The following is a 26,299-nucleotide window of genomic DNA, read 5'->3' as shown; positions in this document are numbered from 1 at the left end:
GTATTACGTCAGAAGGACGTTTTTAAAGCCTTCGATGTTTTTAATGGCAGCCCCAGTACCACGTACCACGGCACGCAACGGATCTTCTGCAATATGGATCGGAAGCTTGGTTTTAGCAGCCAGGCGCTTATCAAAGCCACGCAGCAATGCACCGCCACCCGTCAGGTGAATACCGTTGTCGTAAATATCAGCAGACAGTTCCGGTGGCGCTATTTCCAGCGCTTTCAGAACGGCTTCTTCAATTTTAGAAACTGATTTATCCAGTGCGATCGCGATTTCCTGGTAGGTTACTTTTATAACTTTCGGAATACCGGTCATCAGGTCGCGACCACGGATTTCGTAATCAGCTGGCGGGTTTTCCAGTTCCGGAAGGGCAGCGCCCACTTCAATTTTGATCTTTTCTGCGGAGCGTTCCCCGATCAGCAGGTTGTGCTGGCGGCGCATGTAATCCAGGATATCTTTGGTAAACACATCGCCGGCAATACGGATAGACTGGTCGCAGACAATACCTGAAAGGGCCACAACGGCAATCTCAGTTGTACCGCCCCCGATATCCACAATCATAGAGCCAATCGGCTGTTCTACGTCTATGCCAATACCAATGGCAGCAGCCATCGGCTCCTGTATCATCCATACTTCTTTGGCGCCGGCGTGCTGGGCAGAGTCGCGTACGGCACGTTTCTCTACCTCCGTAATGCCCGAAGGAATACAGATAACCATGCGGTGCGAAGGCTGAAACAAGCGGCGACCCGTATCAATCATGCGGATCATGCCACGGATCATTTCTTCAGCAGCGTGGAAATCGGCAATTACGCCATCTTTCAGCGGGCGTATGGTTTTGATGTTTTCGTGGGTTTTTTCGTGCATCTGCATGGCCTGGCGGCCAATAGCAAGCACTTTGCCTGTGGTACGGTCAACGGCGATAATAGAAGGCTCGTCTACCACAATTTTATCGTTATGTATGATCAGGGTATTGGCGGTACCCAAATCAATGGCTATATCACTTGTGAAAAAATTAAATAGTCCCATTTTGTAGTGGATGAGGCCTGTAAAGCCTCTTTATATTTAAATATATAATATTTCTAACTAAAAGCTAACGGTAAAATTAGTTAAATTCAGCGGAAATAATACTGTTGTTCGTGGCTGTATTAAACATTTAAAGTTTATTTCTTCTGTTGTTACGGTTATACCTGGCGTTGGCCCCTTTTATAACGCAACTTTGAAGTATAAAATTGGATAGGGAGCCGCATGTACAGCTAATTTGTACTTTTGAGGTGAGTAAATAGGGTAAATCAAAAGTATAAAAAAACCTGACATCGTATGGAGTCAGGTTTTTTTATAAACTGCAGGTAGAGACTGCTTTAAAGCTTAATTAAATTATACTTGCAAAGCGGTGCATCATCTTAAAAATCAATGTAATGCCTGGCTTGTTTATTAATGTTTGAAATGGCGAACGCCCGTCATGACCATCGCCATGTTGTGCGCATCGCAGTAGTTAATTGAGTCCTGGTCTTTAATAGAGCCGCCTGGCTGCACCACTGCTTTTATACCTGCCTGGTCGGCAATTTCCACACAATCCGGGAACGGGAAGAAAGCATCCGAAGCCATCACAGTTTTGCTGATATCAAATCCGAAGTTTTTCGCTTTTTCGATGGCTTGGCGCAACGCATCCACACGTGAGGTCTGGCCTACACCGCTCGAGAACATCATCTTATCGGTTGCAAGTATAATTGTATTCGATTTGGTGTGCTTGCAAACTTTAGCGGCAAATACAAGCGCTTTGCGTTCTTCAGCAGTTGGCTCGCGTTTGGTTACGGTTTTAAAGTCGGCTTCTGTTTCAGTTAGCAAGTCTTTGTCCTGCTCTATTACGCCGTTCAGCAAGGTTTTAAATTGCTTTTTGCTTAGCTCAACCGGCTTTTGCTTTAACAGGATGCGGTTCTTTTTAGACTTCAATAATTCCAGCGCATCGGCATCAAATTCAGGGGCGATCAGTACTTCAAAGAAAAGTTTGTTCAGTTCTTCGGCTGTACCTAAATCTATACTTCTGTTGGCGATGATAACGCCGCCAAATGCCGAAACCGGGTCAGAAGATAGTGCATTCAAATAGGCCTCTTTTATACTTTCGCCGGTGGCGCAACCGCAGGCATTGGTATGTTTAAGTATAGCTACGGCAGGTTCTTCAAACTCAGCGCCCAGGGCAACGGCTGCGTCCACATCTACCAGGTTGTTGTAAGAAAGCTGCTTGCCGTTCAGTTGCTCGAACAACTCATCCAGTTTACCATAGAAAGTACCTTTCTGATGCGGGTTTTCGCCGTAGCGCAACGGTGTACTTTCGAGTATACTTTGTTTGAAGCCAGCGTTCTCATCGCCGTTCATGTAATTGAAAATGTGGGTATCGTAATGCGACGACACATTAAAGGCTTTGGCTGCAAACTGCTTGCGGTCTTCCAGATCCGTGGCGCCATCTTTTGCTTTCAGAAGTTCTACCACTTCATCGTACTGGTTGCGCGACGATACGATCAGCACATCTTTAAAATTTTTGGCTGCCGCACGGATAAGCGAAATACCACCAATGTCAATCTTCTCTATCACGTCTGCTTCCGAAGCACCCGATGCTACCGTTTCCTCAAAAGGATATAAGTCTACTACTACCAGGTCAATCGGCGGAATTTCATACTTCTCGCGCTCGTTCAGGTCGCTGTCGTTGTCGCGGCGGTGCAGGATGCCACCAAATACTTTCGGGTGCAGCGTTTTTACACGGCCACCAAAAATAGACGGATAAGCGGTCAGGTCTTCTACGGCTACCACTTCAGCGCCTTGCTCTTCTAAAAACGTTTGCGTGCCACCCGTCGAATAGATGGTTACATTATGTTGTTTCAGAAGTTCTACCAACGGCTCGAGGCGGTCTTTGTAGTAAACAGAGATAAGTGCGGATTTAATTTTAACAGATTGCATGAGAATGGCAGGTATGGTTAACGTAAATTTTTTGGATGCTCTTGTTCTGAAAGGAGGCGTTCTACGACCAGCGGCAGGTATTTGTGCTCGAGTTGCAGCACGCGGGCGGCCAGGTCTTCGGGTGTATCGGTTGGCAGCACCGGGCAGCGCTTCTGAAGTATAAATTCGCCTTTGTCGTACTCCTCATCTATACTATGGATGGTGATGCCGGATTCTGGCTCGCCGGCTGCGAGTACGGCTGCGTGTACGTGCTGGCCGTGCATGCCTTTGCCGCCATACTTGGGCAGCAGGGCAGGGTGTATGTTGATGATCTTGTTCGGGAAAGCCTGCAGCAAGTATGCCGGCACCAGCCACAGAAAACCAGCCAGCACGATCAGGTCAGGGTTAAACGATTTTACCTGTTCCAGTACTTTATCGGAGTTATAGAACGTGTCGCGGTTAAACAAAAGAGCCGGGACCTGGTAGGTCTCGGCTCTTTTAAGGGCATAGGCATTCGGGTTGTTCGAGAAAAGCGCTGCCACACGTATGCCAGGGTGGTGCTCGAAGTGCTCCAGCAGGCGTTGCGCGTTGCTACCCGATCCCGAAGCGAATATGACTATATTTTTTTTATCAGGCTGTGCCAAAAGTATAAGCTTGAAATGAAGCTGCAAATATAGCGGGTTTGGGCACAGAAGCCAGAATTTAAAGTATAAAAAGGTAAATGTGTGTGACAGATATTACTTAGCTCTGCCTGTATTCCGGGTTTTCAAAATTCCAGCGTTCGCCTTTCTTCCAGTCTTTGCTTGAGTTGCCGTAGGTTGGGTAGCCGTTTGCATTTTTCAGCATGAGCGCCAGGTGCAGCAGGTTGTAAGTCATAAAGGTGGTATTGCGGTTGGTAAAGTCGTTTTCGGCAGCATTGGCTTCTTTATCCAGGTAGCTTGGGCCGGGGCCAACTTCGCCAACCCAGCCAGTATCGGCTTGGGGCGGCACGGAGTACCCGATGTGCTGCAAGGAGTATAAAATGCCCATCGCGCAGTGCTTTACGCCATCTTCGTTGCCGGTAATAATACAGCCACCCACTTTGCCATAGTATAAATATTGCCCTTTCTCGTTCAGTTCGCCGCTCATGCCATACAACCGCTCGATCAGTTTATGCGCTACAGATGATTTTTCGCCCAGCCAGATCGGGGTACCTATTACCAGAATATCCGAGCTGAGTATGGTTTTAAGCAATTCCGGAAATTCATCTTTGTCCCAGCCATGTTCGGTCATATCCGGGTACACGCCGGGCGGTACTTCGTGGTCCACAAGCCGGATCTGGTTCACCTTCACCTTCTCTTTTTCCATGATGCCGATGGCGACATCCACTAAGCCTTGCGTGTGGCTTTTTTCAGGTGATTTCTTTAAAGTACAGTTTATAAAAGTAGCACTAAGCGGGGAGAAGTCTATTTTCGTCATTTGTTCTGGTTTAGCTAGTAACTGTTTCAGATAACAAATGTTACGGGCATTTTCTCTTGCTGATTATACTTGCCGCTTATTTTTAGCCTTCATCGACCAGGTAAACCTGAAAGCTGCCACCTGATCGCCTTTTTCATCTATGCCAATACTGGTTGCAGTAAACGTTACACCTTCGCCGGTTTGTTTGGTACGATCGGCTGCCTCCTGTATCATCTGCCCGTCGTGGCAGGAGAAGGTAATTTTACCAACCGCTTTTTTAGTAAAATCAGCCTCCAGGTTTACCACCAGCATGGATACGGACGGATTTGATTTGTACACATGCATCATGCACAGCACCCCAGTCGATAACTCAGCGGCCATACTTAAGCAGGCAAAATAAATAGAATTGAACGGGTTTTTGTTGAGGTATTTGTAAGAAATGGTAACTGCTGCGTGGTCCGGGGAAACAGCTTTTATGCGGAGCCCGGCCAGGTAAGCCATGGGCAGTTTGGCCAGCATAAACAGCCGGAACTTGGCCGGCGAAGAAACTAACTGTAGGAAATTTGCAGAAGAAGTAGCCATGTATAAATACGGGTTGCCTTATTAAATCAGGCAATTATACTTAAGGTACGATTTACCCGGCACACTATCAAACCAGCAAATCAGATTTATACTTTCGTTTTATACCAAGTATAAACTTAACCCATCAACAGCATCGATAAAATACCCGTCAGCATAATCAGTTTGTTTAAGTTGCTCAGGAATGTGAAATCGCGTTTACGGTCGGCGGTAGCCAGTTTGATAACCAGCCACACACTGGGCAGCAACACCAGCAAGACCATGTAACTATCGAACACTGCCTCCGACCTCGGATGAAGTATGACAACCAGCAAAAACACCTGAAACAAAGCAATAAGCGGATAAAGTACGAATTTGGTGGTGCGCAAACCAGCCACAATCGGGAGCGTGCGGCAATCAAAAGAGGCATCACCTTTTACATCTTCCATGTCTTTGATGATTTCCCGGATAAGCGAGATCAGGAAGGCAAAAGCAGCATATCCCAGCGTGATCATGTTCACTTTATCGGCATAAACCGCCACTACCAGCAACATGGAGGCAGATAGTATCGCAATAGAAACATTGCCAACCAGCAGCATCTTTTTCAGCCTGGCCGAGTAGCCCCAAAGCAGCAACACAGCTCCCAGGTTTATCAGGCCGACCGGCAGTAGCAGCCTGAAACCAATGGCTACGCCAACTGCCGAAAGTATAAGATGTGCAAACATAGCCCTTCGCCGCCTGATTTCTTTGCCAACCAACATCCGGTCGGGGCGGTTAATGGCATCGATCTTCACATCGTAATAATCGTTGATGATATAGCCGGCTGCCGCAATGCAAACAGTAGATAAAGTAAGCAACAGAAACTCAGAGGTGAGCACCAGGCCCCAGTTTATACCTTTCGCCAGCAGGCATGCCTGCACCAATGCCTGGCTAAGTATGATCAGGAGGAGGTTGGGAAAACGAATAAGGCTTAAAAAAGCTTTCATGGGTTGGCAGGAGGTGCTGCGGGTAAAGTTACACGAGGAAAGCTAAATGGCAAAGCATAAAAAAAGCCCTGACGAGCAGGGCTTTTTAAAGATCCGTATAAGTGTATTAGATACGTTTCACATTAACTGCATTAACGCCTTTTTTTCCGTCCTGGGTATCAAACTCAACGCGGTCGTGCTGCTGAATTTCAACGCCGTTAAGGCCTGTTACGTGCACAAAAAAATCTTCGTTGGTTTCATCTTCTGTTATAAAACCAAACCCCTTAGACTCGATAAAGAACTTTACTTTTCCTGTTTTCATACAATCTTAAAAAAAATAATACTAACTAATTCCTCTGTAAAATAAAAAACCAGTTCTATATATGCAAGATTATATTAAAATTAATTTGGTATTTAGTTGGAGTTAAGTAGGACTACCAGGTATCCTGCAGTTTCATGGTTGTTTCAATTAACTCACGCACTGCACCTTTTCCTCCACCCCGGGTAGTTACAAAAGCACTGACGGCTCTTACATCTTCGGCGGCATCCGCGGGGCAGGCAGCTATACCGCAAAGCTGCATCGCTTCCAGGTCAGGCATATCATCGCCCATGTAAACGGCAGTAGCAGCACTCACGCCTTGCATGTACAGGTAATTTTCCAGCGTTTCAACTTTATCTTCAATACCCAGAAAAATATCTTCAATATCGAGCTGCTCCAGACGCCTGCGCACTCCCGGTTCGTTTTTGCCTGAGATGATGGCCACGCGGTATCCCTGGCGGATGGCATGTTTTATAGCAAAGCCGTCTTTTATATTGAAAGCCCGTACTTGTTCGCCATCGGCAAAAGCATATAACAGGCCGTCGGTTAAAACACCATCAACATCAAAAATAAATGTATTGATCTGCGAAAGGTCTGGTTGTGTGGTTGGCATAGTTCTAAAATAGTAAAGGTTCTTCGATTAGAAAGAACCTTTAAATATACAGGAAGTTTAATTTATACTTCGCTCCGGATGTTTTTAATCCTGGTTATCACGCCACTCATATACCCAGGCTGCCTGTATTTGCTCCAGGTGGCCTTCGTTGGCTTCTTCGCGGGTGCCCTCAAAGTTAGGCAGTGTCAGGATCCAATCCAGTAACTCCGTGAAACGGATGCGATAGATCTTTGATTCTGTGAAATCGTCGCCAAACTTTTCGTAAAGCGCCATGGCAATATCTTCGTAGTCGCGCCAGGTAATAGGCGGTTCGTAATTCTTATCCATACTTTAAATGAGTTTAATTGTTGCTTGCTGAATTGTCGGTTTCAAAGTATAAAACGCTGGCTTAGCCATTCAGTAATTAAAGCATACAACAGGTTATATTAATGGCCCAGGAAATCCTGCTCCGGAATAGTTACAACGATGTCTTCGTTGCCTTGTATCACGCACTGGCAACCTAAGCGGGAGTTCAGGCGAGGGTCTACGGCACGGTCGATGAAGTCTTCTTCTTTATCAGAGATCTCCGGAAGGTCATCCATGCCTGCTTCTACATATACATGGCAGGTACTGCAGCCACACACGCCGCCACAGTTATGTTGTAATTGTATGTTATTGTCCAGGGCAACATCCAGCACAGATTCGCCTTCTACGGCTGTATGGATCTTATCCGGGGTGCCATCGGCAAACTTAAAGGTTATATTAACAACTTTCATTTTCTTGGTAAGGTACTTTTAAAGTGCAAAGTTACAAAGCCTGCCTTCCGAATCAAAGTATAGCGCAGGTTGATGGCTGATATATACGGACAAGTAAAGCTGTTGCCTGTTACTTCGCTAAAGATTGTGCCTGTATACTTTGAGTTAGCTTTAAGTATAGCTCCTGAAAAACGGGTTGTTGCTCCAGCATTTGCAGGTGCGCCTGTATGGTTGTTGCATCGTGGCGGCTGGCGGGGCCTGTCTGAACTTCGAAAGGAGGATAGAGCGCGGCTTTGGCAATAGTTTCCTGAATAAGGGGCTGCAGCAGCGTATGCGGTAATCCGGCGTTTTGCAGCAACTGGTGGCTGATGCCCAATAAATGGTTGGTAAAGTTGCAGGCAAAAACCGCCGCCAGGTGCAGTTGCTTTCGTGCCTCTGAGTTAACCTGTTGTACCTGGTTGCTTATACTTTGGGCCAGTTGTGTAAGTTGATCTAATGTGGCTTCGTCTTCGGCTTCAACTAAAAAGGGTACAAGCTTCAGATCTAGAGCCTTTTGCTTAGAAAATGTTTGCAGCGGGTAAAAAACACCAATCTTAGCGCCGGTTATACTTTGTAGTAAAGCTAATGGCTGTGAACCCGAAGTATGAACTACCACGGTGCCGGGTTTTACCTGTAGTTGCGCTGCAACACCAGCAATAGCTGCATCCGGCACAGCCAGCACAACAACATCAACAGCTAAATTCGTGAAGTCCGTTTTTTCGGTAGCGCGTGCATTTGGAAGCAATTGCAATAATTCGTCGCGTTGCGTAGCTGTGCGGCTATACACAGTTACTACTTTATGACCTGCTTTTGTGAAAGCCTGCGCCAGATGCCACGCCACGTTACCTGCTCCGATGAGGGCTATGTTCATGATGGGATCAGGTTATACTGTGAAGTCAACCAGTTTTCTACTTCAGTAACCGGGATAGTAAAGTCTTCGATTTCATCTCCTTTAGAACCTATTATTGGCGTATAATCAAAGCCTAAGCCTTTACACAAAAGCATGTAACGTCCTTTTACGATCTTGGCAGGATGAAATTCTACAACCTTACATTTTTCAGCGAACAGGATGTTTGTTAAGCCCGCTCCATGTGGTGAGATGATAGCTTCAGCGTCGAAGAACAGCTGTATCTGCTGGCCATAATCTAAGTCTTCGGGCCACACTATCTTAAAACCGAATTTTTTGAGAACAGGATAGAGGTCTGTCTCATTTAACACACGCCGGAATCTGGCTTTAGACCGGCTGATATAAATTCGTTGTTTTGGGTTATCCCGTTTGATTGCGTAACTCTGCCATACTTTTTCTCGCAGCCAATTACTTACATCCGGAGGAAGATATCCGCTGAATGATGCTGTTACAAAAGAGGGCAGGTAGAAGTTTGAGATACGGATCTTATGGTGTTTACTAATGTACTTGATCTTTATGTGCGGATAATCCTTCAGTAAAAATTCTAACGTATGTTTTTGGTATGCATGCGCTCCCTTCCACATTAAAAGGGTAACTGGCTCCTGAACAGTATTAGCCAGAATGTAAGCGCGGGGAAGGCTATCGATAAACCAAAGCGATATATTATTATCGGCCCAATGGCTGTGTTGTATGGTGGTGTAGATTCCCTTTTTAAGACGGCTGGGCAGCATAAGGGTAAAATCCCGGAACGCTTTTGACCGTGTTAATCTATCTACGCTTAAACCAGATTCTACGATTAGCTTCTGGTTAATCATGATCACACCTGTATGGCTAAAGAAGGTTACATCTTGTAATTTATACAGGGAAAGTTCTTTTTGCCGGTGGCCTAAAGCATAATCAGATTCGAAATAATTATAGGATGCCGCACATAGTTTTAAAAACGCTTTCTCTTCTGCAGTTAACTCGATCTCATATTCCGGAGTAAGGTTTATTTTCTGTCCCCGGCCATGCAAATAATCATAATAAGGGTAATAATTAACCCATCTAAGCGCTACATAAAAGGCGCTGTTTAGTTTTCGTTTCAGTATTTTTATAAAGGAGGCTGCCATGCTTGGGGCTAATATACGATTACTTCTCCTATACTCGTCAGGCGCAACTGTTGCTTTGAAGTATAGCCTGTATAGTTATTGTACTTTTTTATAAAAAACGGTATTAGGGGATTTGCAATAGAAGGTATAACCCTGGGAAAGGATGTAGCGGTGAATTTCTGTTTCGAAAACATCTTTCTCCAGTGCTTCCAGTATTTCTACAAGTATGATTTTTGGCCTGTATTTCTCCCAGTTATTTGATCTTAAGACTTCTAGGTCAAACCCTTCCACATCTACCGATAAAAAAGATATTTCCTGGTTTGCCGGCAGGTATTTATCCAGCAATATACGGAGCGGGTAGGTTGTTATTTGCTTCTGGCCTGTTATTGCAAATGGTCTGCTCTCTGATATTTCTTTATCAAAGCTGTTATAAGCAGGTTCCGCAAACATATAATAGGTTAATGTTTGCGGAACCTCGGATATACCTGCTTCCAGGTTAATATCTGCCGGCCTGCTTTTATGAAAGTGTACCATGCTTCCTGGCAATGCATCTATGTTGATGCCCCGCCATCCTTTTTGGTAGAAGAGGTATGTGTTCGAAAAACGCTTTGGGTGGTGTGCCCCAACATCAATGTAATATCCTATTGTATCAGACTCAAAGATGCGTGCCAGCAGGAGGTCTTCTCCTTCCTGGGCATACGATATTCTAGTATACCTGTAATCTTTTAGCTTGTTATATACACGCTTTAGTCTTGCTAGCATTCCGCAGTTTACAAAATTTTAACGTTACAATTAAAAACAAAAAAGGCAGGCCTTTTACAAGCCTGCCTTTTTTCACAGTATATTTTCCGGAAGATTAAACCGCCTGTACTTCGCGTTTGCTTTGCGGCTTACTGGTTTTTTTAGGTTTAGGATTTCCTTCTTCGTTGCGTCTGAAGATGGCCATAATAAAACCAATTGACATGATGATAGAACCGATCCAAAGTACGTTTACAAATGGTTTTTCCATCGCTTTCAGAATCACGTAATCCTTTTGCGTGGCGTTAACACCAATCTTGAAACGGTTGTTTTCAGGGTCAATATTCATGAAGGTGATACGCAGACCAAGGTCTTCTACTTCTTCTGGCAATCGCCCAACCATCTGGTCTTTGATCAGGAAAATCGGGTGGGCATGGTATGTTTTCTTTTCGCCCATCACTTTAATATCTGCCTGTACGGCTACATCTCCGGCTGCCATTTGCACACCCGGTACCTGCTTGATAGGCTCGATACCATTGATGATGGCAATGTAATCGTTGATGATCAGGGTATCGCCAGCGGCTACGTCATACTCCTTCAGTTCGCCCCAGTCTTTTTCTTCGTTCGGATCTGGTATAGAGCTTACGTGTGTGTAAAGGTCTTTGGTAGCAAAACTCTTGATATCCGGAGAAGCCAGCAATCCCATACTTTCGTTTACCTGCGCACGCGGATAAAGTACAAAGCTGTTGTTGCCTTCGCGCTCTTTGTACTCAAGTTGGTAATACGTGTTTTCCGGGGAAGGAAGTTCGATGGTATCGCCGGTCTTAAAGTATACTTTATCGCCTACTTTAATATCGCCGCGGGCAATAGCCATATACTCATCCGCAGTCCGGAAAATAAGTTCTTTGCTCACATATTCCGGTACATCGCTCACTTCGAAAAACTGGCCACGGTAGCTCACACTGTACTTGTCCATGTCGATAGCCTCGTTGCGCCACAGTAACACGTTATCGCGGTTCAATTCATCCGAAAACTCACGCGAGTAAAGCAAACCGGAGTTGTTCTGAGAGATGATGTTAGAGTAACCAGACGAGAATAAAATACCCAGCAACATCAAGGCAACACCAATATGCGATACAGCGCCACCGGATAAGGTGATCTTTTTGTGCAGTAACCCAAGTATGATGCTCAGGTTAGCAAACACCGCAAATAAAGACGTTACAAATAGTGTAATATAGACCGGGTTATCCAGCTTAAAGTCAAAAATATCGAACCTGTTGGATAAGATGATAATCAAGCTTGAGAACAACAACGTCAGCATTAAAGGCATCGTGATCGCATCTTTAAAGCTTTGTTTATCTGCTTTTTTCCACCAGAGCAGCTGCCCTATACCGGTAAGTACGGCAATGGCTACACCAGCCCATAACTGGAATTTCGTGTAGTGCTCAATCTGGTCGGCTGGCAGGGCAATGTTGGTTTCGAAACCGATAAAGCCCATAAAAGAGTTATACACCGGGATAGATGTGGTTGCGAATACCTGGAAACCTGCCAGGCAAAGCACAGCGGCACCTATAAATACCCAGAACTCAGCGTTGTAAGTAGAAAGCTCTTTCTGCGTAGCCGGAATCTTCTTCCATCTGTAGATCAGCAAAGCAACGGCCATTACTGCAAAAGCAGCCAGGTACGTAAACAACTGACCGGATAAACCTAAGTCAGTGAAAGAGTGTACCGATGCGTTCCCTAAAATACCGCTTCGGGTAAGGAAGGTAGCATAAAGTATAAGTATGAAAGTAGCGATGACAAGTATAAAGCTGGCACGCAAACCTTGCTTGCTGCGGCGGTAGGCCACCATTGTATGAATAGCACCAACCAGTACCAGCCACGGAATGTAAACAGCGTTTTCAACCGGGTCCCAGTTCCAGTAACCACCAAAGTTCAGTGTTTCGTAAGCCCAGTAAGCACCCATAATAGTACCTACCCCCAGTGTAACGGCAGCAAAATGCGTCCAGGGCAATGCAGGTTTTACCCACTCGGTAAACTTACCTTTCCAAAGACCAGCCATCGCAAAAGCAAACGGAACCAGTGTAGCCGCAAAACCCAGGAACAGGGTAGGAGGGTGAATCACCATCCAATAATTCTGCAACAGCGGGTTAAGGCCGGTGCCATCCTGCGGCACAAAGTTCGGGTCCATGGCAAACACCGGTGCATCCGACATGAAATCACGCATCAGAATAAACGGCGAAGAACCAATCTTCAGATCACCGATCACCACACCCAAAATCATGGATGTCAGGAAAAGCTGTACAAAAGAGAACATCGCCATTACCGGCGCTTCCCATACTTTGTTTTTTCTTCCAAACCCGATCAGGGCAATACCCAATACTACATGCCAGAAAATCCAGAGAAGGAAAGAGCCTTCCTGGCCTTCCCAGAAGCAGGAGATCATGAAATGAAGCGGTAAATGATTGGATGAGTGGCTCCAGGCGTAATAATACTCGTAACGGTGCTCGTAGATGATATTGAACAAGCTGAAAATTATCAGGAGTACGGCTGCACTGTGCACATAAAAGGCAATGCGTGCAAAGTTGCGCCAGCTGGTATCGCCGGAGGCTTCCGTACGGTTACGGGCAGCCATGAAATAAGCGTAAGAGGATACGACGGCGGCTACAAAAGCTACGATCACACTGGCATGCCCAATATCCCCGATCAGCGTATTTATCATTTTTGGAAGTTAAAAAGTTAAAGATTAAAAAGTTAGAAAGTTAAAATGTTAAAGAGCTATCTTTTCAGACTCTCTAACTTTCTAATTGGCTTATAGACTGGCTGTTTTTGCTACGTCTTTTTCTACGTACTTGGAAGGGCACTTCAGCAGGATCTTATCAGCTACAAACACGTTCTGCTGCATATTTCCTGTTATCACTACTTGTTCCGAGCGTTCAAAATCCTGTGGCTTTGGATTATAATACACTACCTGCTGCTCTACGCGGTTGGTATCCACGAGCATAAACGTAAAGTAATTCGGGTCTTTGATCGGGTCGTACTGCATGCCAACGATGTGGTCCTGCTGGTCTTTTTTGAGGCGGCCTACCACGTGTACTTTGGTCATGTCGCCGTCTTCGGCACGCTCAATCGCTTCGCCAAAAGAAACATAGGTACTTGCATCGCCAGCCGTAGACATGATGATCATGATGGCAACGGCTATTACAACTATTCCGATGATATGTGACTTTTTCATTTATACTTTAATTTGGATAATTGTTTACTTTAAGCCTAACACCCGGAACAAAAGATTAAATCCATGAACCTGGGCTTTTTTATACTTTACAAAGGCGTACGGGCAAGTATAAAATTACCTGCCCAGGCCTTCTTTCAGTTCTTTTTCCAGCTTACTTACTTTACGGTCTACTGTTATCACATAAAATAATAAACCGCCCAGCACAGTAAGTAGCACGGTTACTACAATATAGATTTTGCCATCCTGGCGCATCTGGTCTGCCATTTCTACTTCGGGTTGTGCTGCCGAGAACTCTACAGTAGTTTGCTCAGGTTGTGCCTGTACAGGAGTTGTATGGATGCCAAGTGCGCCACAAAGTATAAAGCAGCAAAGGGCAAGTATTCTAAGCATTTTCATATAAGCGTTGTCTGAGAATTTCTAATCTTGATTTGATGTTCACGATCCAGATGCCGAGCAGCGTCCAGCCCAGAACGGCCGGATAAAACACAAGGCGCAGGCTGCTGTCCATGTCGTAGGCGTTAAAGCCTGGGTTGCCGCCGTTGCCGGGGTGCAGCGAATCGGTCAGGCGCGGAAGTATAAATAGCAATGGGATGAGCGCTGCAAAGGCAAAGATATTATACACGGCACTGATGCGGGCGCGCTGCTGCTGTTCGGCAAAGGAACTGCGCAGCACCAGGTAAGCAAAATAGATCAGTAACCCGATGGCCGAAGCGTTCTGTTTCGGATCGTTGCTCCAGTATTCGCCCCAAGTAAATTTAGCCCACTCCATGCCGGTAACAATGCCTAATACGCCAAACAGAATACCAACCCGGGCAGCTTCGTGGGCAATAATATCGCTTTCTATACTTGGCTTGCGCAGGTATTTGATGGAGTAGACAACAGAGATCAGCAGGATCAGGATCATGCCAAACCACATGGGCACGTGGAAGTATAAATTACGGATGGTTTCGTTCAGAATAGCAAGCCTGGGAACATCCGATAACATACCGGCCGCCACTGTAAATACCAGCAGGAGCACAGTCAGTATTTTCCACCAGTTTTTCATACTTCGATAGTAGTGTTAGACATAAGATGTTAGACTTCATTTAGAATGATCAACTTCTTGTGCGCTGTTTTCATGATTCCATTTTACACTTTCCAGATTTTATATCTAAAACCTTAAATCCTGTGTCTCTGGTCTCTTTTACGAACGCCAAAGGTACGGGAATAAGATGTAAGAAACAGTGATAACGATCATGTTTATGGCAAGCAAAGTAAGCAGTTCGTCGAAGCTGGTGCTGCGGTCAAGGCCGTCAATCGCGTTTTTAGACATTTTGATCAGCATCAGCAACATCGGAATGATAACCGGGAAACTAAGCACAGCCATCAGCGTTCCGTTGTTAGAAGCTTTGGAGGCAATGCCCGAGATCATGGTAAGTGACGTGGAGAAACCAACTGCACCCAGCAAAATAGAAAGCAGAAACATCGGCACATCCTGTACCGGGTTGCCCAGCACCACCGCATAAAACACAAAGCAGACGAGCGCCAGCACCAGCATCAGCAAGGTGTTATAAACGATCTTGGCCAGTATAACGCCCTGCGGACTCACGATAGAATAAAAGTATAAAAGCCGCCCCCGGTTTTCCTGCATAAAACTTTTGGCAATGGCGTTAACCGATGTAAACAAAAGTATGATCCAGAGTACCGCATTCCAGACAGGTACGGTAAGCACATTGGAGCGCAACCCAAAGCTGAGGTAGCATACAAATACGGTACTGCCCACATACAGCAACATGCCATTAAAGGCATACTTCTGCCGCCATTCCAGCACCAGGTCTTTCCGGATCAGGTATAAAATCTCTTTAAACAGCACTGTTTTTTAATTTTGCTGCAATTTACAACACAATTTTCTGAGAAAAGCATTTTATTCACATTGGCTGGCGTGTGCCTTGGTAAGCGTGTATACTTTGCCGGCCATAAAAAAAGCACAAACCGCTATGGCTTGTGCTTTATACTTTGCAGGGCATCACCCAAACTAATTATCGTCTTTATTTCTGTTTTTCTTTTTTTTGTCTGACCGGTGCTTGATCATTTTGGCATCATGGTAAAAAATTATTTCTTCGGTGATGTTTGTGATCTGATCGCCGACACGTTCCATTTTTTTGATAAGCGTGTAAAGTTGCAGGCCAGTCGCTACATTGGCCGGGTTCTGGTGCATAAAATCAACGAGGGTTTTATCTGATTTGCGGTAGATCTTGTTGATCACTTTGTCCTGTTTCAGAATGGCGTGCGCTGTGTCTGCATCATAGTTTGTCAAGACCTTGCGCGCATCAGCCAGCATTACCAATGTGATGTCATACATTTCGAGCAGGCGGCTTTCCTGTGCCAGAGGCTCGGAAAGAGGGCCGTTCAGTTTCTTTACTATGCGACAGATGCCTTCTGCTGTATCACCAATCCGCTCCAGGTTAGCATTTATTTTTATAGTGGCCAGTATCTGGCGCAGGTCAACTGCAACTGGTGTAAACAGCGCAAAAAAATTCTCACACTGTCGGTCTATCTTGGTATCGTAACGGTTTACTTTTTTGCCCAGTTTTACTACGCGCTCAGCCAGTACAAGGTCGTGGTGCAAAAGTGCTTCGCGGCTGCTTATCAACTGATACTCCACCAGATCCCACATTTCCAGCAGCTTTTCCTGTATCTGTTTTAATTCTTTATCTATATGAGACATCTTACAAGTATAACTTAAAGGGGTGCATATTATTTTACCTGGCTGCTAATATGTGTTTGAAGTATAACACCGATCAACCGAAACGGCCAGTAATGTAATTCTGGGTACGGTCGTTGCTCGGGCTTGTGAAGATAGTTTTTGTTTTCCCAAATTCTATGAGTTCTCCCATATAAAAGAAAGCAGTGTTATCGCTCACGCGGCCAGCCTGCTGCATGTTATGCGTCACAATTACAATCGTATAGTCGTTCTTGAGCTCATAAATCAGTTCTTCGATTTTAGCCGTAGAAATAGGGTCAAGGGCAGAGGTTGGCTCATCCATCAGGATAACAGAAGGCGAAATAGCCAGTGCCCGTGCAATGCAAAGCCTTTGCTGCTGCCCACCCGAAAGTGCCAGCGCCGACTTATGCATTTTATCTTTTACCTCTTCCCACAGGGCAGTCTGGCGTAAAGATTTTTCTGCGGCTTCCTCTAAGTGTGCTTTGTTTTTGATGCCCTGAATTTTAAGGCCGTATACTACGTTTTCGAAAATGGTTTTCGGGAAAGGGTTCGGCTTCTGAAACACCATACCTACTTCTTTGCGCAACTCATCTACACGGATGTTTTTATCATAAATATCTTTGCCATCCAGCAGGATATCGCCTTCCGTTCTAAAGCCATCAATGTAATCGTTCATGCGGTTCAGGGTGCGCAGAAAAGTAGACTTACCGCAGCCGGACGGGCCGATAAAAGCAGTAACAGCCTTTTCTTCCATCGAAATAGTGATATCCTTAAGCGCTTTAAAATCTCCGTAATAAGCGTTCAGGTTTTTTGCTTCCAGCTTTATATTATTTTTAGCCATGGGTCGGGGTTACCACTTAATTTTCTTTTGCTGCTTGTTGCGCAGGTATACGGCAATGCCATTCAGCAAAAAGGTAATGAATAATAACATGATAATAGCAGCGGCGGCATTAATTAAAAAAGCCTCCTGCGGCCTTGAGGTCCAGTTAAATATCTGGATTGGCAAAACCGTAAATTCATCTAATGGCGAGGAAGGTATAAATGGTACATACGCCAGCGCACCAATCACGATCAGTGGTGCTGCCTCACCAACGGCTCTGGATAAGGCCAGGATAATACCGGTAAGGATACCGCCAAAAGAGGCCGGTAACACCTGGTTCCAGACGGTTTGCCACTTAGATGCGCCCAGGGCATAAGAGCCATCCCGGATAGAACCCGGTACTGCTTTTATGGCTTCGCGGGTAGTTACAATGATGATCGGAAGTATAAGCAGCGATAACGTAAGCGCACCCGAAAGTAAACTGCCACCCAAGCCCATCTGGCGCACAAATATCTCCATGCCCAGCAAACCATAAATAATGGATGGCACACCGGCCAGGTTCGAAATGTTGATCTCCAGGAAGTTGGAAAGACGATTTTTACGGGCATATTCTTCCAGGTACACACCCGCCGAAACACCCAATGGGAATGCGATGATCGTTGTCAGCACCAGTATCCAGAGGGTACCGGCCCAGGCAGTAAGTATACCGGCGCGGGCAGCACGGCGCGATGGCAAGCTGGTCAGGAACTCCCAGTCGATGCGGCCAAGCCCTTTGATCAGGATATCAATCAGGAATACAGCTAAAACTACGAGCCCGATCAGGGTGCAGAAAATACCAAATACCTGGAATGCTTTGTCTTTGAGCCTGTTTTTATCAGAATTAGTCATACTTTTCCTGGTATTTCTTTTTGATCCAGAAGCTGATATTGTTGAGGGCAAACGTGAAAACGAACAGGGTTATACCAGCCGCAAAGATCGTTTTGTACTCTAGTGAGCCGTGTGGTACATCGCCTAAGCTTACCTGTACGATGTAGGTGGTAATGGTTTCGATGGGTACAAGCGGGTTCATGGTGAGGCGCGGCTGCTGGCCTGCGGCAATGGCCACGATCATGGTTTCGCCTACCGCCCTGGAAATAGCCAATATAACCGATACGACAATACCCGACGAAGCTGCCGGCACCATCACGCCAAAGGCGGTTTGCAAACGGGTAGAGCCCATGCCGTAAGCAGCCTCGCGTAAAGAGCGCGGTACGGCACTTATGGCATCTTCACTCAGCGAAGAGATCATCGGCACAATCATAATTCCCATCACCATACCCGCCGACAGGGCATTAAAGCCTGCAAGCCCCGGAATAAACTGCTGCAGAAATGGCGTAACAACGGTAAGCGCAAAGAAACCATATACTACTGTCGGGATGGTGGCCAGAATCTCGAGCAGAGGCTTCACGATCTGGCGCATCCGGGCAGGTGCATACTCATTCAGGTATACTGCTATGGTTAACCCCAGCGGAAGCGCAACTGCTATGGCAATAAAGGTGGTAAGCAGCGTACCAGCCACCAGGGGCATGATGCCAAACTTTTTATCGGCAAACAGGGGAGTCCACTCTTTTTCAGTCAGGAATTCGGTAAGCGAAACTACCTGGAAAAACCCGATGGACTGGGATAGCAACACCCAGATAATGCCGATGGTTACCAGTATGGTGATAACGGCAGATAACCACAGCAAGCCCTCGATTATTCGTTCTGATACTTTCAAGATGTTATTTGTTAAACTGATAGACAGAAAGATATTAGAAACAAAAACATGTAGTTAGTGCGTGCTTATTTCTTAGCAGCTCCCTCGCTGAATGCTTTATACTTTTGCAGTTGCTCTTTGTACAAGGCTGCAGGCATTGGTATATACCCTACTTCTTCGCTTAGTTCGGCTGCGGCTTCCAGGTAAAAGTTTACAAAAGAATCAACTTCGGGGCGCACAGCTGCTTTAGAGTTTACATAAATAAACAGCGGGCGCGAAAGCGGCGCATACGAACCGTTCTTTACATTCTCCAGAGAAGGAAGTATGGCGCCTTTGCCATTGGCGTCGTTCTCGTCATCAACCGGTACTACTTTTAATTTGGCTTTGTTTTCTTCGTAATACGCATAGCCAAAAAAGCCAAGCGCATTCGGGTCGGTAGATACGCCTTGTACCAGTACGTTGTCGTCTTCGCTGGCTGTATAATCGCCACGGCTCGAGTGGCTTTTGCCTACAATAGCTTCGGTAAAATAATCGTAAGTGCCGGACTCAACGCCAGCACCATACAAGTGAATCTCCTTGTCAGGCCATTCCGGTCTGATCTGGTTCCATTTTTTGATCTTGCCCTGCGCTTCAGGTTCCCAGATTTTTTTTAGTTCTGCTACAGTAATATCTTTTACCCAGTTGTTTTCAGGATTTACCACAACCGTAAGGCCATCATAGGCAACCGGTAGCTCTATGTAAGTGATGTTATTTTCTTTGGCCAGGCTGGCTTCGGCTTCGTTCATGCTGCGCGATGCATTTACAATATCAATTTCGCCACGGGTAAACTTCTTCATCCCGCCCCCTGTGCCGGATACACCCACTGTTACTTTCACATTGCCTGCTTCCAGCCTGAACTCTTCGGCCACTGCTTCGGTAATCGGGTAAACAGTAGAAGACCCGTCGATGTGGATATTACCTGCCATGTCAGGGTTGTTGCTATCCTGGTTGCCGCCATTACAAGCCGTTAGCAGCGCCGCGCAGCTAAGTATAATAGCACTGTAGTTTTTAAAACTGAAAGTCTGCATAAAATTAAAGTGGATTAATTTAATAAAAGTGCGTATGCTCTGCTGTCAAGAGTGTTAGCGTTCTGTAAAATCCTTTACTACCTGTTTATACCTTGGCCGGATAAGCTTTGTTATAAGCAGCCGTTCCGGATGCAAAGTTGGTACAATGCAGATTACCGTTCTATTATGTTGTATTATGTTATTGTTAAGCTTTATCTAAATAACCTAGCTCTGTGGTGGCTGGGCTGTTCAGAAAGAAGTTTAGAAATTAAACTGGGCTTGCAGCCTTAACCTGTTTCCGTGCTGGCGGTTATTCAGGTCAGTTATGTTGCGGGTTGTGCGGTCAGAGATGGTATATTGGGCTACCAGCTCAAAATTCTTGAACGGCTGCCATTCTGCGCCAATCTCTGTTTCATATACCAGGTGGCTGGTAGCGTCGCGCTCGTGTTTTTTGCCCCCATCATAATACTGTATCTTGGCAAAAGGAATTATAAAATGATCGCCGAGCTGTAACATATACATGGCCTGGGCATAACCACCGTGCAACGATTTTACTTTGATTGAGGAAGTAGCAAGGTCAAATTCCGGGCCTTCGCCTATGTTATACTCTGTCTGGAAACCAAAAGGCTGTGGGTATATGATAAGCGAGGCTGCAACACGCTGGTCTTTAAAACCATCCGAAAGCTGCTCTGGCGTAGCTGTTACTCCTGTAGAAAGCTGGTCTGGTGTTACCACATACTTGCCGGTATAACCCTGTATGCCTGCCTCTATAAACTGCCCGTTTGGCAATTGCATAGGGTATGAGAAACGGGCAACGGTGTGCATATCATCATTTGCCTCAGCTTTATTGGCAGTTTGCCCGGTAAATAAGCCTAACCCGAACATGCCATAGTCGCCGCTACCTTTCAGACCCGAATCTGTTAACTCTTTAAAGCGTTCGCGTATCTTAGGTGGCGCCCAGTAAAACATAATTGCCAGATCGCGCTCGTTGGCCAGGGCACTGTTTAAAGCATCGTTTCTATCCAGGGTAAGGCGGTTGCTGCTCGATTGCAGGTTTTCGAAACCATAAGGAATTTTGCTTTGGCCAAAACGCAGCCTGAACGCTTTTTGTTTGTCGAGCGCCAGGTCGAAGTAGGCATCGCGCAGCTGTAAAAAGTTTAAGGAACTTCCCGACGAAACAGCAAAATCCGGCTGTATATAAATAGATAGTCTTTCGCTTACATCGCCGCTTATAACAAGGCGTGCCCGGCGTATAAATAAAGTGTTGTTATTACCTAAAGACCGGTCGGCCTGCTCTGCCTTAAGCTGGTCGTTTGTTTCGAGGAGGCGGTTGTAGCGGATCTGGGCATAGCCGCGCAATGATATTTTATCGTACCATTTCGATTTCTTTTCTGTCGGAGCCTCTTTCTGAACGGCTGTTACTTGTGCCGTTGTATCCGATGCAGGAATAGCAGTATTACTGATTTGTTGCGCCGAAGCATTATAGGAGAGAAAGACGGCTGTTAGCAGCAGCGCGAAATTACAGGAAAAAATACGTTTCACTTCTGTTGATTAAGGGTGAGAATTAATCATAATCTGCCGCATCACTACTTCTTAATAATATAGGTACGGCAATCGTAGTCTTTTCTGCCGGAGTTAGTCAGGCTACCGGCAGTTTGTTCTTTACTACGATGCAAAATTAAGGGACAGGCATTACAAAACTGTTATTCCAAAGTTATCTTAATATTATCATTGTAAACTGTATGTTAACAGGTTATTAGTTAAGTATAAAGTGTAATTGATTGATAATGAACGCAATGCTGATATGGTGACTTCATTTGACTTTTCTGGAAAGTATAAACTAAAGGTCTGTTTAACACAAACCTAACCTTACGTTAAAGTATAGATAATGTGTACGTAATACAGGCATAATACTGCTTGCGGAACTTTAACGATAGCATAACAACGGGATAAAATTGGGGTAAAGTGCGTGTTCTACTTTTGTGGCGAGACTAATTATCACCACAACCACATGAGACTTATACTTACAGTGCTCCTGCTAGTAGCTATTACAACAGCAGGTTTTGCCCAGCAAGGCATCTTAAAAGGCAGAGTAACAGATAAAGCCACCGGCGAAAGTATAATAGGAGCAGTTGTTTTTGTAAAAGGCACAAACAAAGGCACCGCCACAGATTACGAAGGAAGCTTCACACTCACACTGGAACAAGGCACCTATCCGCTCTCCGTCACTTTTATTTCCTACAAGCCCTCCGAAACGCCCAATATCACCATCAAGCCCGGCCAAACGACAGTAGTTGATGTGCAGCTGGAAGAAAATAATACCCAGTTAGAAGCTGTAGAAATTGTAGCCACCCGGCAAACAAATACCGAAATGGCGCTGATGCAGGATTTGAGGCAAAGCGAAATAGTGGTAAGCGGGGTATCAGGCGAGCAAATTGCCAAATCCCTGGACCGTGATGCGGCAGCTGTGGTAAAGCGTATTCCGGGCGTAACTGTGATGAACGACCGCTACATTATGATACGCGGCCTGAGCCAGCGCTATAACACCGTGTTGCTAAACGATGCGCTGGCACCCAGCACCGAAACCGATTCCCGTGCTTTCTCTTTTGATGTGCTGCCAACCAGCGTGCTTGATCGTATCCTGGTTTACAAATCCGGAGCACCAGAGTTGCCGGGCGAGTTTGGCGGTGGTGTAATTAAAGTATACACAAAAAACTTTGCAGACGAAAATACCTTTGCGCTAAGTATAACAGGTGGCGTACGTGCCGGAACTACGTTCAATGATTTTATTCAACCGAAAGGCAGCAAGACAGATTTGCTTGGGTTCGATAACGGTTACAGAGCATTGCCAGGCTCGTTGCCAGCTAACCTCGAAAATCTTTCCGGTGATGCCAAGCTGAATGAAATACGAAAACTGCCGAACACCTGGGGCTCCGATACAAAAACAGCCTTACCGGACCTGCGCCTTTCGGCTGGCCTTACCCGCCGCTTTAATTTAGGAAGTATACAGGGCAGCAATATTTCGGCACTTTCTTACAGCAACACCAGCCAGTTTAACGAAGTAACGCGCTACAATTATGTAAACTTCGATCAGGAAGAATATAAGTATAACGACAAGGAATACAGCAGCAACGTACGGGTAAGCGCTCTAAGTAACTTTGCTTTCAGGCTCAATAATAATAACAAGCTTGAGTTCCGGAACATGTTTAACCAGATGGGCCAGAACCAGTACATTGGCCGAACTGGTTACGAGGCCAACAGCGCCAACGTGGACGTGAACAATGCCGCCATGCGCTACGAAAGCCGCACAATCTATTCCGGACAGCTGCAAGGCACACATGACCGCAACAACGAGAAGACAACCTTTACCTGGACAGCAGGCTACAACTACTCTAAGCGCAACGAACCGGATTACAAACGCATCAGGTCGCAGCGTAACCTGAACACGGATGACCCTTTTATATGGCAGTTCGCGCCACGAGCCAGTACCTTTGATGCCGGCCGCTTTTACTCTGATCTGAATGAAAACACCGTTATCGCAAATGCACAGATCGAGCACAAGTTCACTGGCAAAGATACCCTGGCAGAAAATCAGCCGAAAATACGCGCAGGCTTTTATGCCGAACGAAAAGATCGTGTATTTGATGCCCGCTGGATGTCGTATAACCGTGGCGCAGATTTTAACGATGCACTGTTAGAGACCCCGATAGAGCAACTGTTTGCACCAGAAAATATTAACGGCACCACAGGCTTTACATTATCGGAAGGTACCAACCCAACAGACCATTACGATGCTGCCAATACGCTGGTAGCCGGGTTTGTGGGCGGAACGTTACCGCTTCATAAGCTAAATTTATCGGGTGGCGTACGGGTAGAGTATAACAGACAGCAACTACAAACAGAACGCGCCAGCGGCGAAGCCATCGATGTAGATAACCCGGTTGTAAGTATACTTCCATCTTTAAATGCCATATATACACTGAGCCAGAAATCGGTGCTGCGCGGCGGGTACAGTATAAGCGTAAACCGCCCCGAATTCAGGGAGCTTGCACCGTTTGCCTATTACGATTTCCAGCAGAACGCCGATATCTTAGGGGATGAAAATACGACTACAGCTACCATCCACAACGCCGATCTGCGCTACGAATTCTACCCGAACCCCACCGAAATGATTTCCTTCGGGGCCTTCTACAAACACTTCATCAACCCGATCGAATTATACAACCGTCCTTCTTCGGGCAACCCGATCTATGCGCCCGGCAACGCGGAAACGGCACAGAGTTATGGCATCGAAACGGAGATCAGAAAGTCGTTCCTGAACCTCTCTGACAGAAGCTTTATCCAGAACCTGAGTCTGGTGCTGAACGCAGCCCTGATCAAAAGTAAAGTGGATTTAGGCGATGGCGTGAAAGCAGAAGGGCAGAGCCGGAACAGGGCCATGTACGGGCAATCGCCTTACATCGTGAACGCCGGTTTATACTTCCAGGATGATAAAAAAGCCCTCCAGGTAAATCTGCTTTACAACGTGATCGGGAAGCGCATTTTTGCAGCCGGTAACGTGCAGGAGCCTACCATTTACGAAATGCCCCGCAACGTAATCGACCTTGCCGTTACAAAAGGCATCGGCAAACACCTCGAACTGAAAGCCGGCATCCAGGATATCTTAAACCAGAAAGTGCTGCTTAAACAAGACCTAAACGAGGACGCCAAAATAAACAGCACTGATAAGGATTACACTGTTTTCAGGAGAGGGAGTTACTCCACGCTGGGCATCAACTACAAATTTTAACCAGGCCATACTTTAGCCAATCATACTTGAACAATCAACTTTAAACAAAGACATGAAAAAAGTAACCACAAAAGTAAGCACTCTGTTATTGCTGGCCTTATTAGGAGTAGGCACTATTTCCTGCGATGATAAAGAAGACCCAATAACGCCTGTTGAGAAACCAACCGAAGTTGTTACGTTAAAAGGTAACATCACCGCAGACATGACCCTGAAAGCCGATAAGCAGTATTTACTGCAGGGCTTTGTATATGTGCAGGCACCAGCCAAATTAACCATCGAGGCAGGTACTGTCATTAAAGGTGATGCACCATCCAAAGGCTCTTTAATTATAGAGCGCGGCGCCCAGATCATCGCGCGTGGTACTGTGGATAAGCCGATCGTATTTACCTCTAACATGGCAAAAGGCACACGCAGAGCCGGCGACTGGGGTGGCCTGGTTATACTTGGCAATGCGCCTGGCAACCTGGGCAGCAACGCGGTAGTGGAAGGAAGTATAGACCGACAGTACGGCGGCGACAAGCCAGCAGATAACTCGGGTGTACTGAAGTATGTGCGTATCGAATTTGCCGGTATTGCCTTTACGCCGGGCAACGAGATTAACGGCCTTACACTGGCAGGCGTAGGCAGCGGCACCGAAGTTGATTTTGTGCAGGTTTCTTATAGCGGGGATGATGCCTTTGAGTGGTTTGGCGGCACAGCCAATGCAAAGCACCTGGTAGCTTACAAAACCGTGGATGATATGTTTGATACCGATAACGGTTTCTCAGGAAATGTGCAGTTTATGCTGGGCATCGCAGACCCGAAAGTAGCCGATTCGTCAAAATCTAATGGGTTTGAGTCGGATAACAATAAAGCCGGCGACGATACCAATCCGTTTACTAAAGCAAGGTTCTCGAATGTGAGTTTGTTTGGCCCGCTGGCAACAGCCACAACCGCCGCAGATGCTAACTTCGGAAGCGGGATGCATTTTAAGAACAACACCAGAATATCAGTTTACAACTCTGTTATAGCAGGCTGGCCAAAAGGTATTTTACTGAACGATGCGAAGATGGAAGCAAACGCAACCTCAGGTGAACTTCAGTTTAAGAACAACGTGCTGGCAGGTAATACTACCCAGATTGCTCTTAAAGAAGGAAGTACTTACAATGCCGCTACCTGGTTTACCAGCAATGGCAACACGCAACTGGCTGCAAACGCTGATCTTAAAATTGAGGGCTCCTTTACGCAAACAGGCAAGCCAACGCTTCTGCCAGGTTCGGGCTCGGCTTTACTGTCAGGTGCCAGCTTTGAAGGTATAAGCGGTTTCGAAACGGTTACTTACAAAGGTGCCTTCGGTACAACAGACTGGACCGAAAAGTGGACTAACTTCGATCCGCAGAACACGGATTACTAGAATTTGATTGTGTGTGTTAGGTGAGTAACATAAGTGCGATCAGTTGCAGCGTGGCTTAGTCTCCCCCGCTGCTTGAAACCCGCTACCATAGCGGGTTTCTTTTTTTATACTTTATCAGGTACAACTTCTGACCGCCGAAAAAACGACAATCATCACCAATACAAGTATACTTATGCCGAAGAGGTTTAAACAGCCCCGGTTAGACTCTGGCGTGCGCCCGGCACCGCCCATAAACTTATGAAGCA

At 46.0% G+C, this 26,299-nt stretch carries 26 protein-coding genes; 2 read left to right on the top strand and 24 right to left on the bottom strand.

Translation table 11 applies throughout. The features are described 5' to 3' along the window. Window positions 1–3: 3 nt before the first annotated feature. The 24 genes from DP923_RS02680 to DP923_RS02565 all read right to left on the bottom strand — a co-directional run bounded on the left by DP923_RS02680 (window position 4) and on the right by DP923_RS02565 (window position 21,414). Window positions 4–1,029, bottom strand: coding sequence for a rod shape-determining protein (locus DP923_RS02680; protein ID WP_112304092.1), 1,026 nt, complete (start codon window positions 1,027–1,029; stop codon window positions 4–6). Window positions 1,030–1,434: 405 nt separating this feature from the next. Next, window positions 1,435–2,955: a bifunctional phosphoribosylaminoimidazolecarboxamide formyltransferase/IMP cyclohydrolase gene (gene purH, locus DP923_RS02675; RefSeq protein WP_112304090.1), complete on the bottom strand. Its 1,521-nt coding sequence runs from the start codon at window positions 2,953–2,955 to the stop codon at window positions 1,435–1,437. Window positions 2,956–2,972: 17 nt separating this feature from the next. Beyond that, window positions 2,973–3,605 carry a phosphoribosylglycinamide formyltransferase gene (purN, locus tag DP923_RS02670; protein ID WP_239020913.1) on the bottom strand — a complete coding sequence of 211 codons (633 nt, stop codon included), beginning with the start codon at window positions 3,603–3,605 and terminating at the stop codon, window positions 2,973–2,975. A 70-nt stretch (window positions 3,606–3,675) separates the two neighbouring features. After that, window positions 3,676–4,392 carry a flavodoxin family protein gene (locus tag DP923_RS02665; RefSeq protein ID WP_112304088.1) on the bottom strand — a complete coding sequence of 239 codons (717 nt, stop codon included), beginning with the start codon at window positions 4,390–4,392 and terminating at the stop codon, window positions 3,676–3,678. A gap of 63 nt (window positions 4,393–4,455) precedes the next feature. Further along, window positions 4,456–4,953: a PaaI family thioesterase gene (locus tag DP923_RS02660; RefSeq protein WP_239020912.1), complete on the bottom strand. Its 498-nt coding sequence runs from the start codon at window positions 4,951–4,953 to the stop codon at window positions 4,456–4,458. Window positions 4,954–5,069: 116 nt separating this feature from the next. Further along, complete coding sequence (locus DP923_RS02655; RefSeq protein WP_112304086.1) at window positions 5,070–5,915, bottom strand: geranylgeranylglycerol-phosphate geranylgeranyltransferase; 846 nt, start codon at window positions 5,913–5,915, stop codon at window positions 5,070–5,072. A gap of 106 nt (window positions 5,916–6,021) precedes the next feature. Continuing rightward, on the bottom strand, window positions 6,022–6,216 hold the full coding sequence (locus DP923_RS02650) for a cold-shock protein (protein WP_112304084.1): 195 nt from the start codon (window positions 6,214–6,216) through the stop codon (window positions 6,022–6,024). 112 nt (window positions 6,217–6,328) lie between these two features. Next, on the bottom strand, window positions 6,329–6,826 hold the full coding sequence (locus DP923_RS02645; RefSeq protein ID WP_112304082.1) for a KdsC family phosphatase: 498 nt from the start codon (window positions 6,824–6,826) through the stop codon (window positions 6,329–6,331). 84 nt (window positions 6,827–6,910) lie between these two features. Continuing rightward, the gene (gene iscX / locus DP923_RS02640) at window positions 6,911–7,153 is read right to left on the bottom strand and encodes a Fe-S cluster assembly protein IscX (RefSeq protein ID WP_112304081.1); all 243 of its coding nucleotides are present in this window, start codon (window positions 7,151–7,153) and stop codon (window positions 6,911–6,913) included. A gap of 98 nt (window positions 7,154–7,251) precedes the next feature. Next, on the bottom strand, window positions 7,252–7,581 hold the full coding sequence (locus DP923_RS02635; protein ID WP_112304079.1) for a 2Fe-2S iron-sulfur cluster-binding protein: 330 nt from the start codon (window positions 7,579–7,581) through the stop codon (window positions 7,252–7,254). Between the two features lie 109 nt (window positions 7,582–7,690). After that, on the bottom strand, window positions 7,691–8,470 hold the full coding sequence (locus tag DP923_RS02630; protein WP_112304076.1) for a Rossmann-like and DUF2520 domain-containing protein: 780 nt from the start codon (window positions 8,468–8,470) through the stop codon (window positions 7,691–7,693). After that, on the bottom strand, window positions 8,467–9,615 hold the full coding sequence (locus DP923_RS02625; RefSeq protein ID WP_112304074.1) for a glycosyltransferase family 61 protein: 1,149 nt from the start codon (window positions 9,613–9,615) through the stop codon (window positions 8,467–8,469). The genes DP923_RS02630 and DP923_RS02625 overlap by 4 nt, the downstream gene beginning before the upstream one ends. A 75-nt stretch (window positions 9,616–9,690) precedes the next feature. Beyond that, the gene (locus DP923_RS02620; RefSeq protein ID WP_112304072.1) at window positions 9,691–10,356 is read right to left on the bottom strand and encodes an FkbM family methyltransferase; all 666 of its coding nucleotides are present in this window, start codon (window positions 10,354–10,356) and stop codon (window positions 9,691–9,693) included. A gap of 94 nt (window positions 10,357–10,450) precedes the next feature. Then, window positions 10,451–13,054, bottom strand: coding sequence for a cytochrome c biogenesis protein CcsA (gene ccsA, locus DP923_RS02615; protein ID WP_112304070.1), 2,604 nt, complete (start codon window positions 13,052–13,054; stop codon window positions 10,451–10,453). Window positions 13,055–13,144: 90 nt separating this feature from the next. Next, on the bottom strand, window positions 13,145–13,567 hold the full coding sequence (locus DP923_RS02610; protein ID WP_112304068.1) for a cytochrome c maturation protein CcmE domain-containing protein: 423 nt from the start codon (window positions 13,565–13,567) through the stop codon (window positions 13,145–13,147). Between the two features lie 114 nt (window positions 13,568–13,681). Next, complete coding sequence (locus DP923_RS02605; protein WP_239020911.1) at window positions 13,682–13,963, bottom strand: CcmD family protein; 282 nt, start codon at window positions 13,961–13,963, stop codon at window positions 13,682–13,684. Continuing rightward, window positions 13,950–14,612, bottom strand: a complete 663-nt coding sequence (gene ccsA, locus DP923_RS02600) for a cytochrome c biogenesis protein CcsA (protein ID WP_112304064.1) — start codon at window positions 14,610–14,612, stop codon at window positions 13,950–13,952. Before ccsA (DP923_RS02600) ends, DP923_RS02605 begins: the two co-directional genes overlap by 14 nt. A 138-nt stretch (window positions 14,613–14,750) precedes the next feature. Further along, the gene (locus DP923_RS02595) at window positions 14,751–15,419 is read right to left on the bottom strand and encodes a heme exporter protein CcmB (protein WP_239020910.1); all 669 of its coding nucleotides are present in this window, start codon (window positions 15,417–15,419) and stop codon (window positions 14,751–14,753) included. Window positions 15,420–15,581: 162 nt separating this feature from the next. Further along, window positions 15,582–16,274 carry a phosphate signaling complex protein PhoU gene (phoU, locus tag DP923_RS02590; RefSeq protein WP_112304062.1) on the bottom strand — a complete coding sequence of 231 codons (693 nt, stop codon included), beginning with the start codon at window positions 16,272–16,274 and terminating at the stop codon, window positions 15,582–15,584. 73 nt (window positions 16,275–16,347) lie between these two features. After that, entirely contained in the window at window positions 16,348–17,097 is a 750-nt protein-coding gene (pstB, locus tag DP923_RS02585) for a phosphate ABC transporter ATP-binding protein PstB (RefSeq protein ID WP_239020946.1), read from the bottom strand. A 24-nt stretch (window positions 17,098–17,121) separates the two neighbouring features. Further along, window positions 17,122–17,979 (bottom strand): phosphate ABC transporter permease PstA, encoded by an 858-nt coding sequence (gene pstA, locus DP923_RS02580; protein ID WP_112304058.1) that lies wholly within the window; start codon window positions 17,977–17,979, stop codon window positions 17,122–17,124. Beyond that, on the bottom strand, window positions 17,972–18,847 hold the full coding sequence (gene pstC, locus DP923_RS02575) for a phosphate ABC transporter permease subunit PstC (protein WP_112304056.1): 876 nt from the start codon (window positions 18,845–18,847) through the stop codon (window positions 17,972–17,974). Before pstC ends, pstA begins: the two co-directional genes overlap by 8 nt. A gap of 65 nt (window positions 18,848–18,912) precedes the next feature. Next, window positions 18,913–19,893 carry a PstS family phosphate ABC transporter substrate-binding protein gene (locus tag DP923_RS02570; RefSeq protein ID WP_112304054.1) on the bottom strand — a complete coding sequence of 327 codons (981 nt, stop codon included), beginning with the start codon at window positions 19,891–19,893 and terminating at the stop codon, window positions 18,913–18,915. A gap of 240 nt (window positions 19,894–20,133) precedes the next feature. Next, window positions 20,134–21,414, bottom strand: a complete 1,281-nt coding sequence (locus DP923_RS02565; RefSeq protein WP_239020909.1) for a porin — start codon at window positions 21,412–21,414, stop codon at window positions 20,134–20,136. Window positions 21,415–21,883: 469 nt separating this feature from the next. Here DP923_RS02565 and DP923_RS02560 point away from each other — a divergent pair, with 469 nt between their 5' ends. Further along, entirely contained in the window at window positions 21,884–24,661 is a 2,778-nt protein-coding gene (locus DP923_RS02560) for a TonB-dependent receptor (RefSeq protein WP_112304052.1), read from the top strand. A gap of 52 nt (window positions 24,662–24,713) precedes the next feature. Continuing rightward, complete coding sequence (locus tag DP923_RS02555) at window positions 24,714–26,054, top strand: T9SS C-terminal target domain-containing protein (RefSeq protein WP_112304050.1); 1,341 nt, start codon at window positions 24,714–24,716, stop codon at window positions 26,052–26,054. Window positions 26,055–26,299: the final 245 nt, after the last annotated feature.

Source organism: Pontibacter arcticus, from assembly GCF_003284895.1.
GTDB lineage: Bacteria > Bacteroidota > Bacteroidia > Cytophagales > Hymenobacteraceae > Pontibacter > Pontibacter arcticus.
This window is presented reverse-complemented; position numbering and strand designations above follow the sequence as displayed.

Excerpts from the sequence above, each read along its gene's own strand:
- DP923_RS02625 (WP_112304074.1), bottom strand. The coding sequence starts at position 9,615 with ATGGCAGCCTCCTTTATAAAAATACTGAAACGAAAACTAAACAGCGCC.
- DP923_RS02610 (WP_112304068.1), bottom strand. The coding sequence starts at position 13,567 with ATGAAAAAGTCACATATCATCGGAATAGTTGTAATAGCCGTTGCCATC.
- DP923_RS02570 (WP_112304054.1), bottom strand. The coding sequence starts at position 19,893 with ATGCAGACTTTCAGTTTTAAAAACTACAGTGCTATTATACTTAGCTGC.
- DP923_RS02645 (WP_112304082.1), bottom strand. The coding sequence starts at position 6,826 with ATGCCAACCACACAACCAGACCTTTCGCAGATCAATACATTTATTTTT.
- DP923_RS02560 (WP_112304052.1), top strand. The coding sequence starts at position 21,884 with ATGAGACTTATACTTACAGTGCTCCTGCTAGTAGCTATTACAACAGCA.
- pstA (WP_112304058.1), bottom strand. The coding sequence starts at position 17,979 with ATGACTAATTCTGATAAAAACAGGCTCAAAGACAAAGCATTCCAGGTA.
- DP923_RS02635 (WP_112304079.1), bottom strand. The coding sequence starts at position 7,581 with ATGAAAGTTGTTAATATAACCTTTAAGTTTGCCGATGGCACCCCGGAT.
- DP923_RS02620 (WP_112304072.1), bottom strand. The coding sequence starts at position 10,356 with ATGCTAGCAAGACTAAAGCGTGTATATAACAAGCTAAAAGATTACAGG.
- DP923_RS02660 (WP_239020912.1), bottom strand. The coding sequence starts at position 4,953 with ATGGCTACTTCTTCTGCAAATTTCCTACAGTTAGTTTCTTCGCCGGCC.
- DP923_RS02655 (WP_112304086.1), bottom strand. The coding sequence starts at position 5,915 with ATGAAAGCTTTTTTAAGCCTTATTCGTTTTCCCAACCTCCTCCTGATC.
- ccsA (WP_112304070.1), bottom strand. The coding sequence starts at position 13,054 with ATGATAAATACGCTGATCGGGGATATTGGGCATGCCAGTGTGATCGTA.
- purH (WP_112304090.1), bottom strand. The coding sequence starts at position 2,955 with ATGCAATCTGTTAAAATTAAATCCGCACTTATCTCTGTTTACTACAAA.
- DP923_RS02605 (WP_239020911.1), bottom strand. The coding sequence starts at position 13,963 with ATGAAAATGCTTAGAATACTTGCCCTTTGCTGCTTTATACTTTGTGGC.
- iscX (WP_112304081.1), bottom strand. The coding sequence starts at position 7,153 with ATGGATAAGAATTACGAACCGCCTATTACCTGGCGCGACTACGAAGAT.
- DP923_RS02665 (WP_112304088.1), bottom strand. The coding sequence starts at position 4,392 with ATGACGAAAATAGACTTCTCCCCGCTTAGTGCTACTTTTATAAACTGT.
- DP923_RS02630 (WP_112304076.1), bottom strand. The coding sequence starts at position 8,470 with ATGAACATAGCCCTCATCGGAGCAGGTAACGTGGCGTGGCATCTGGCG.
- ccsA (WP_112304064.1), bottom strand. The coding sequence starts at position 14,612 with ATGAAAAACTGGTGGAAAATACTGACTGTGCTCCTGCTGGTATTTACA.
- DP923_RS02680 (WP_112304092.1), bottom strand. The coding sequence starts at position 1,029 with ATGGGACTATTTAATTTTTTCACAAGTGATATAGCCATTGATTTGGGT.
- phoU (WP_112304062.1), bottom strand. The coding sequence starts at position 16,274 with ATGTCTCATATAGATAAAGAATTAAAACAGATACAGGAAAAGCTGCTG.
- DP923_RS02555 (WP_112304050.1), top strand. The coding sequence starts at position 24,714 with ATGAAAAAAGTAACCACAAAAGTAAGCACTCTGTTATTGCTGGCCTTA.
- DP923_RS02650 (WP_112304084.1), bottom strand. The coding sequence starts at position 6,216 with ATGAAAACAGGAAAAGTAAAGTTCTTTATCGAGTCTAAGGGGTTTGGT.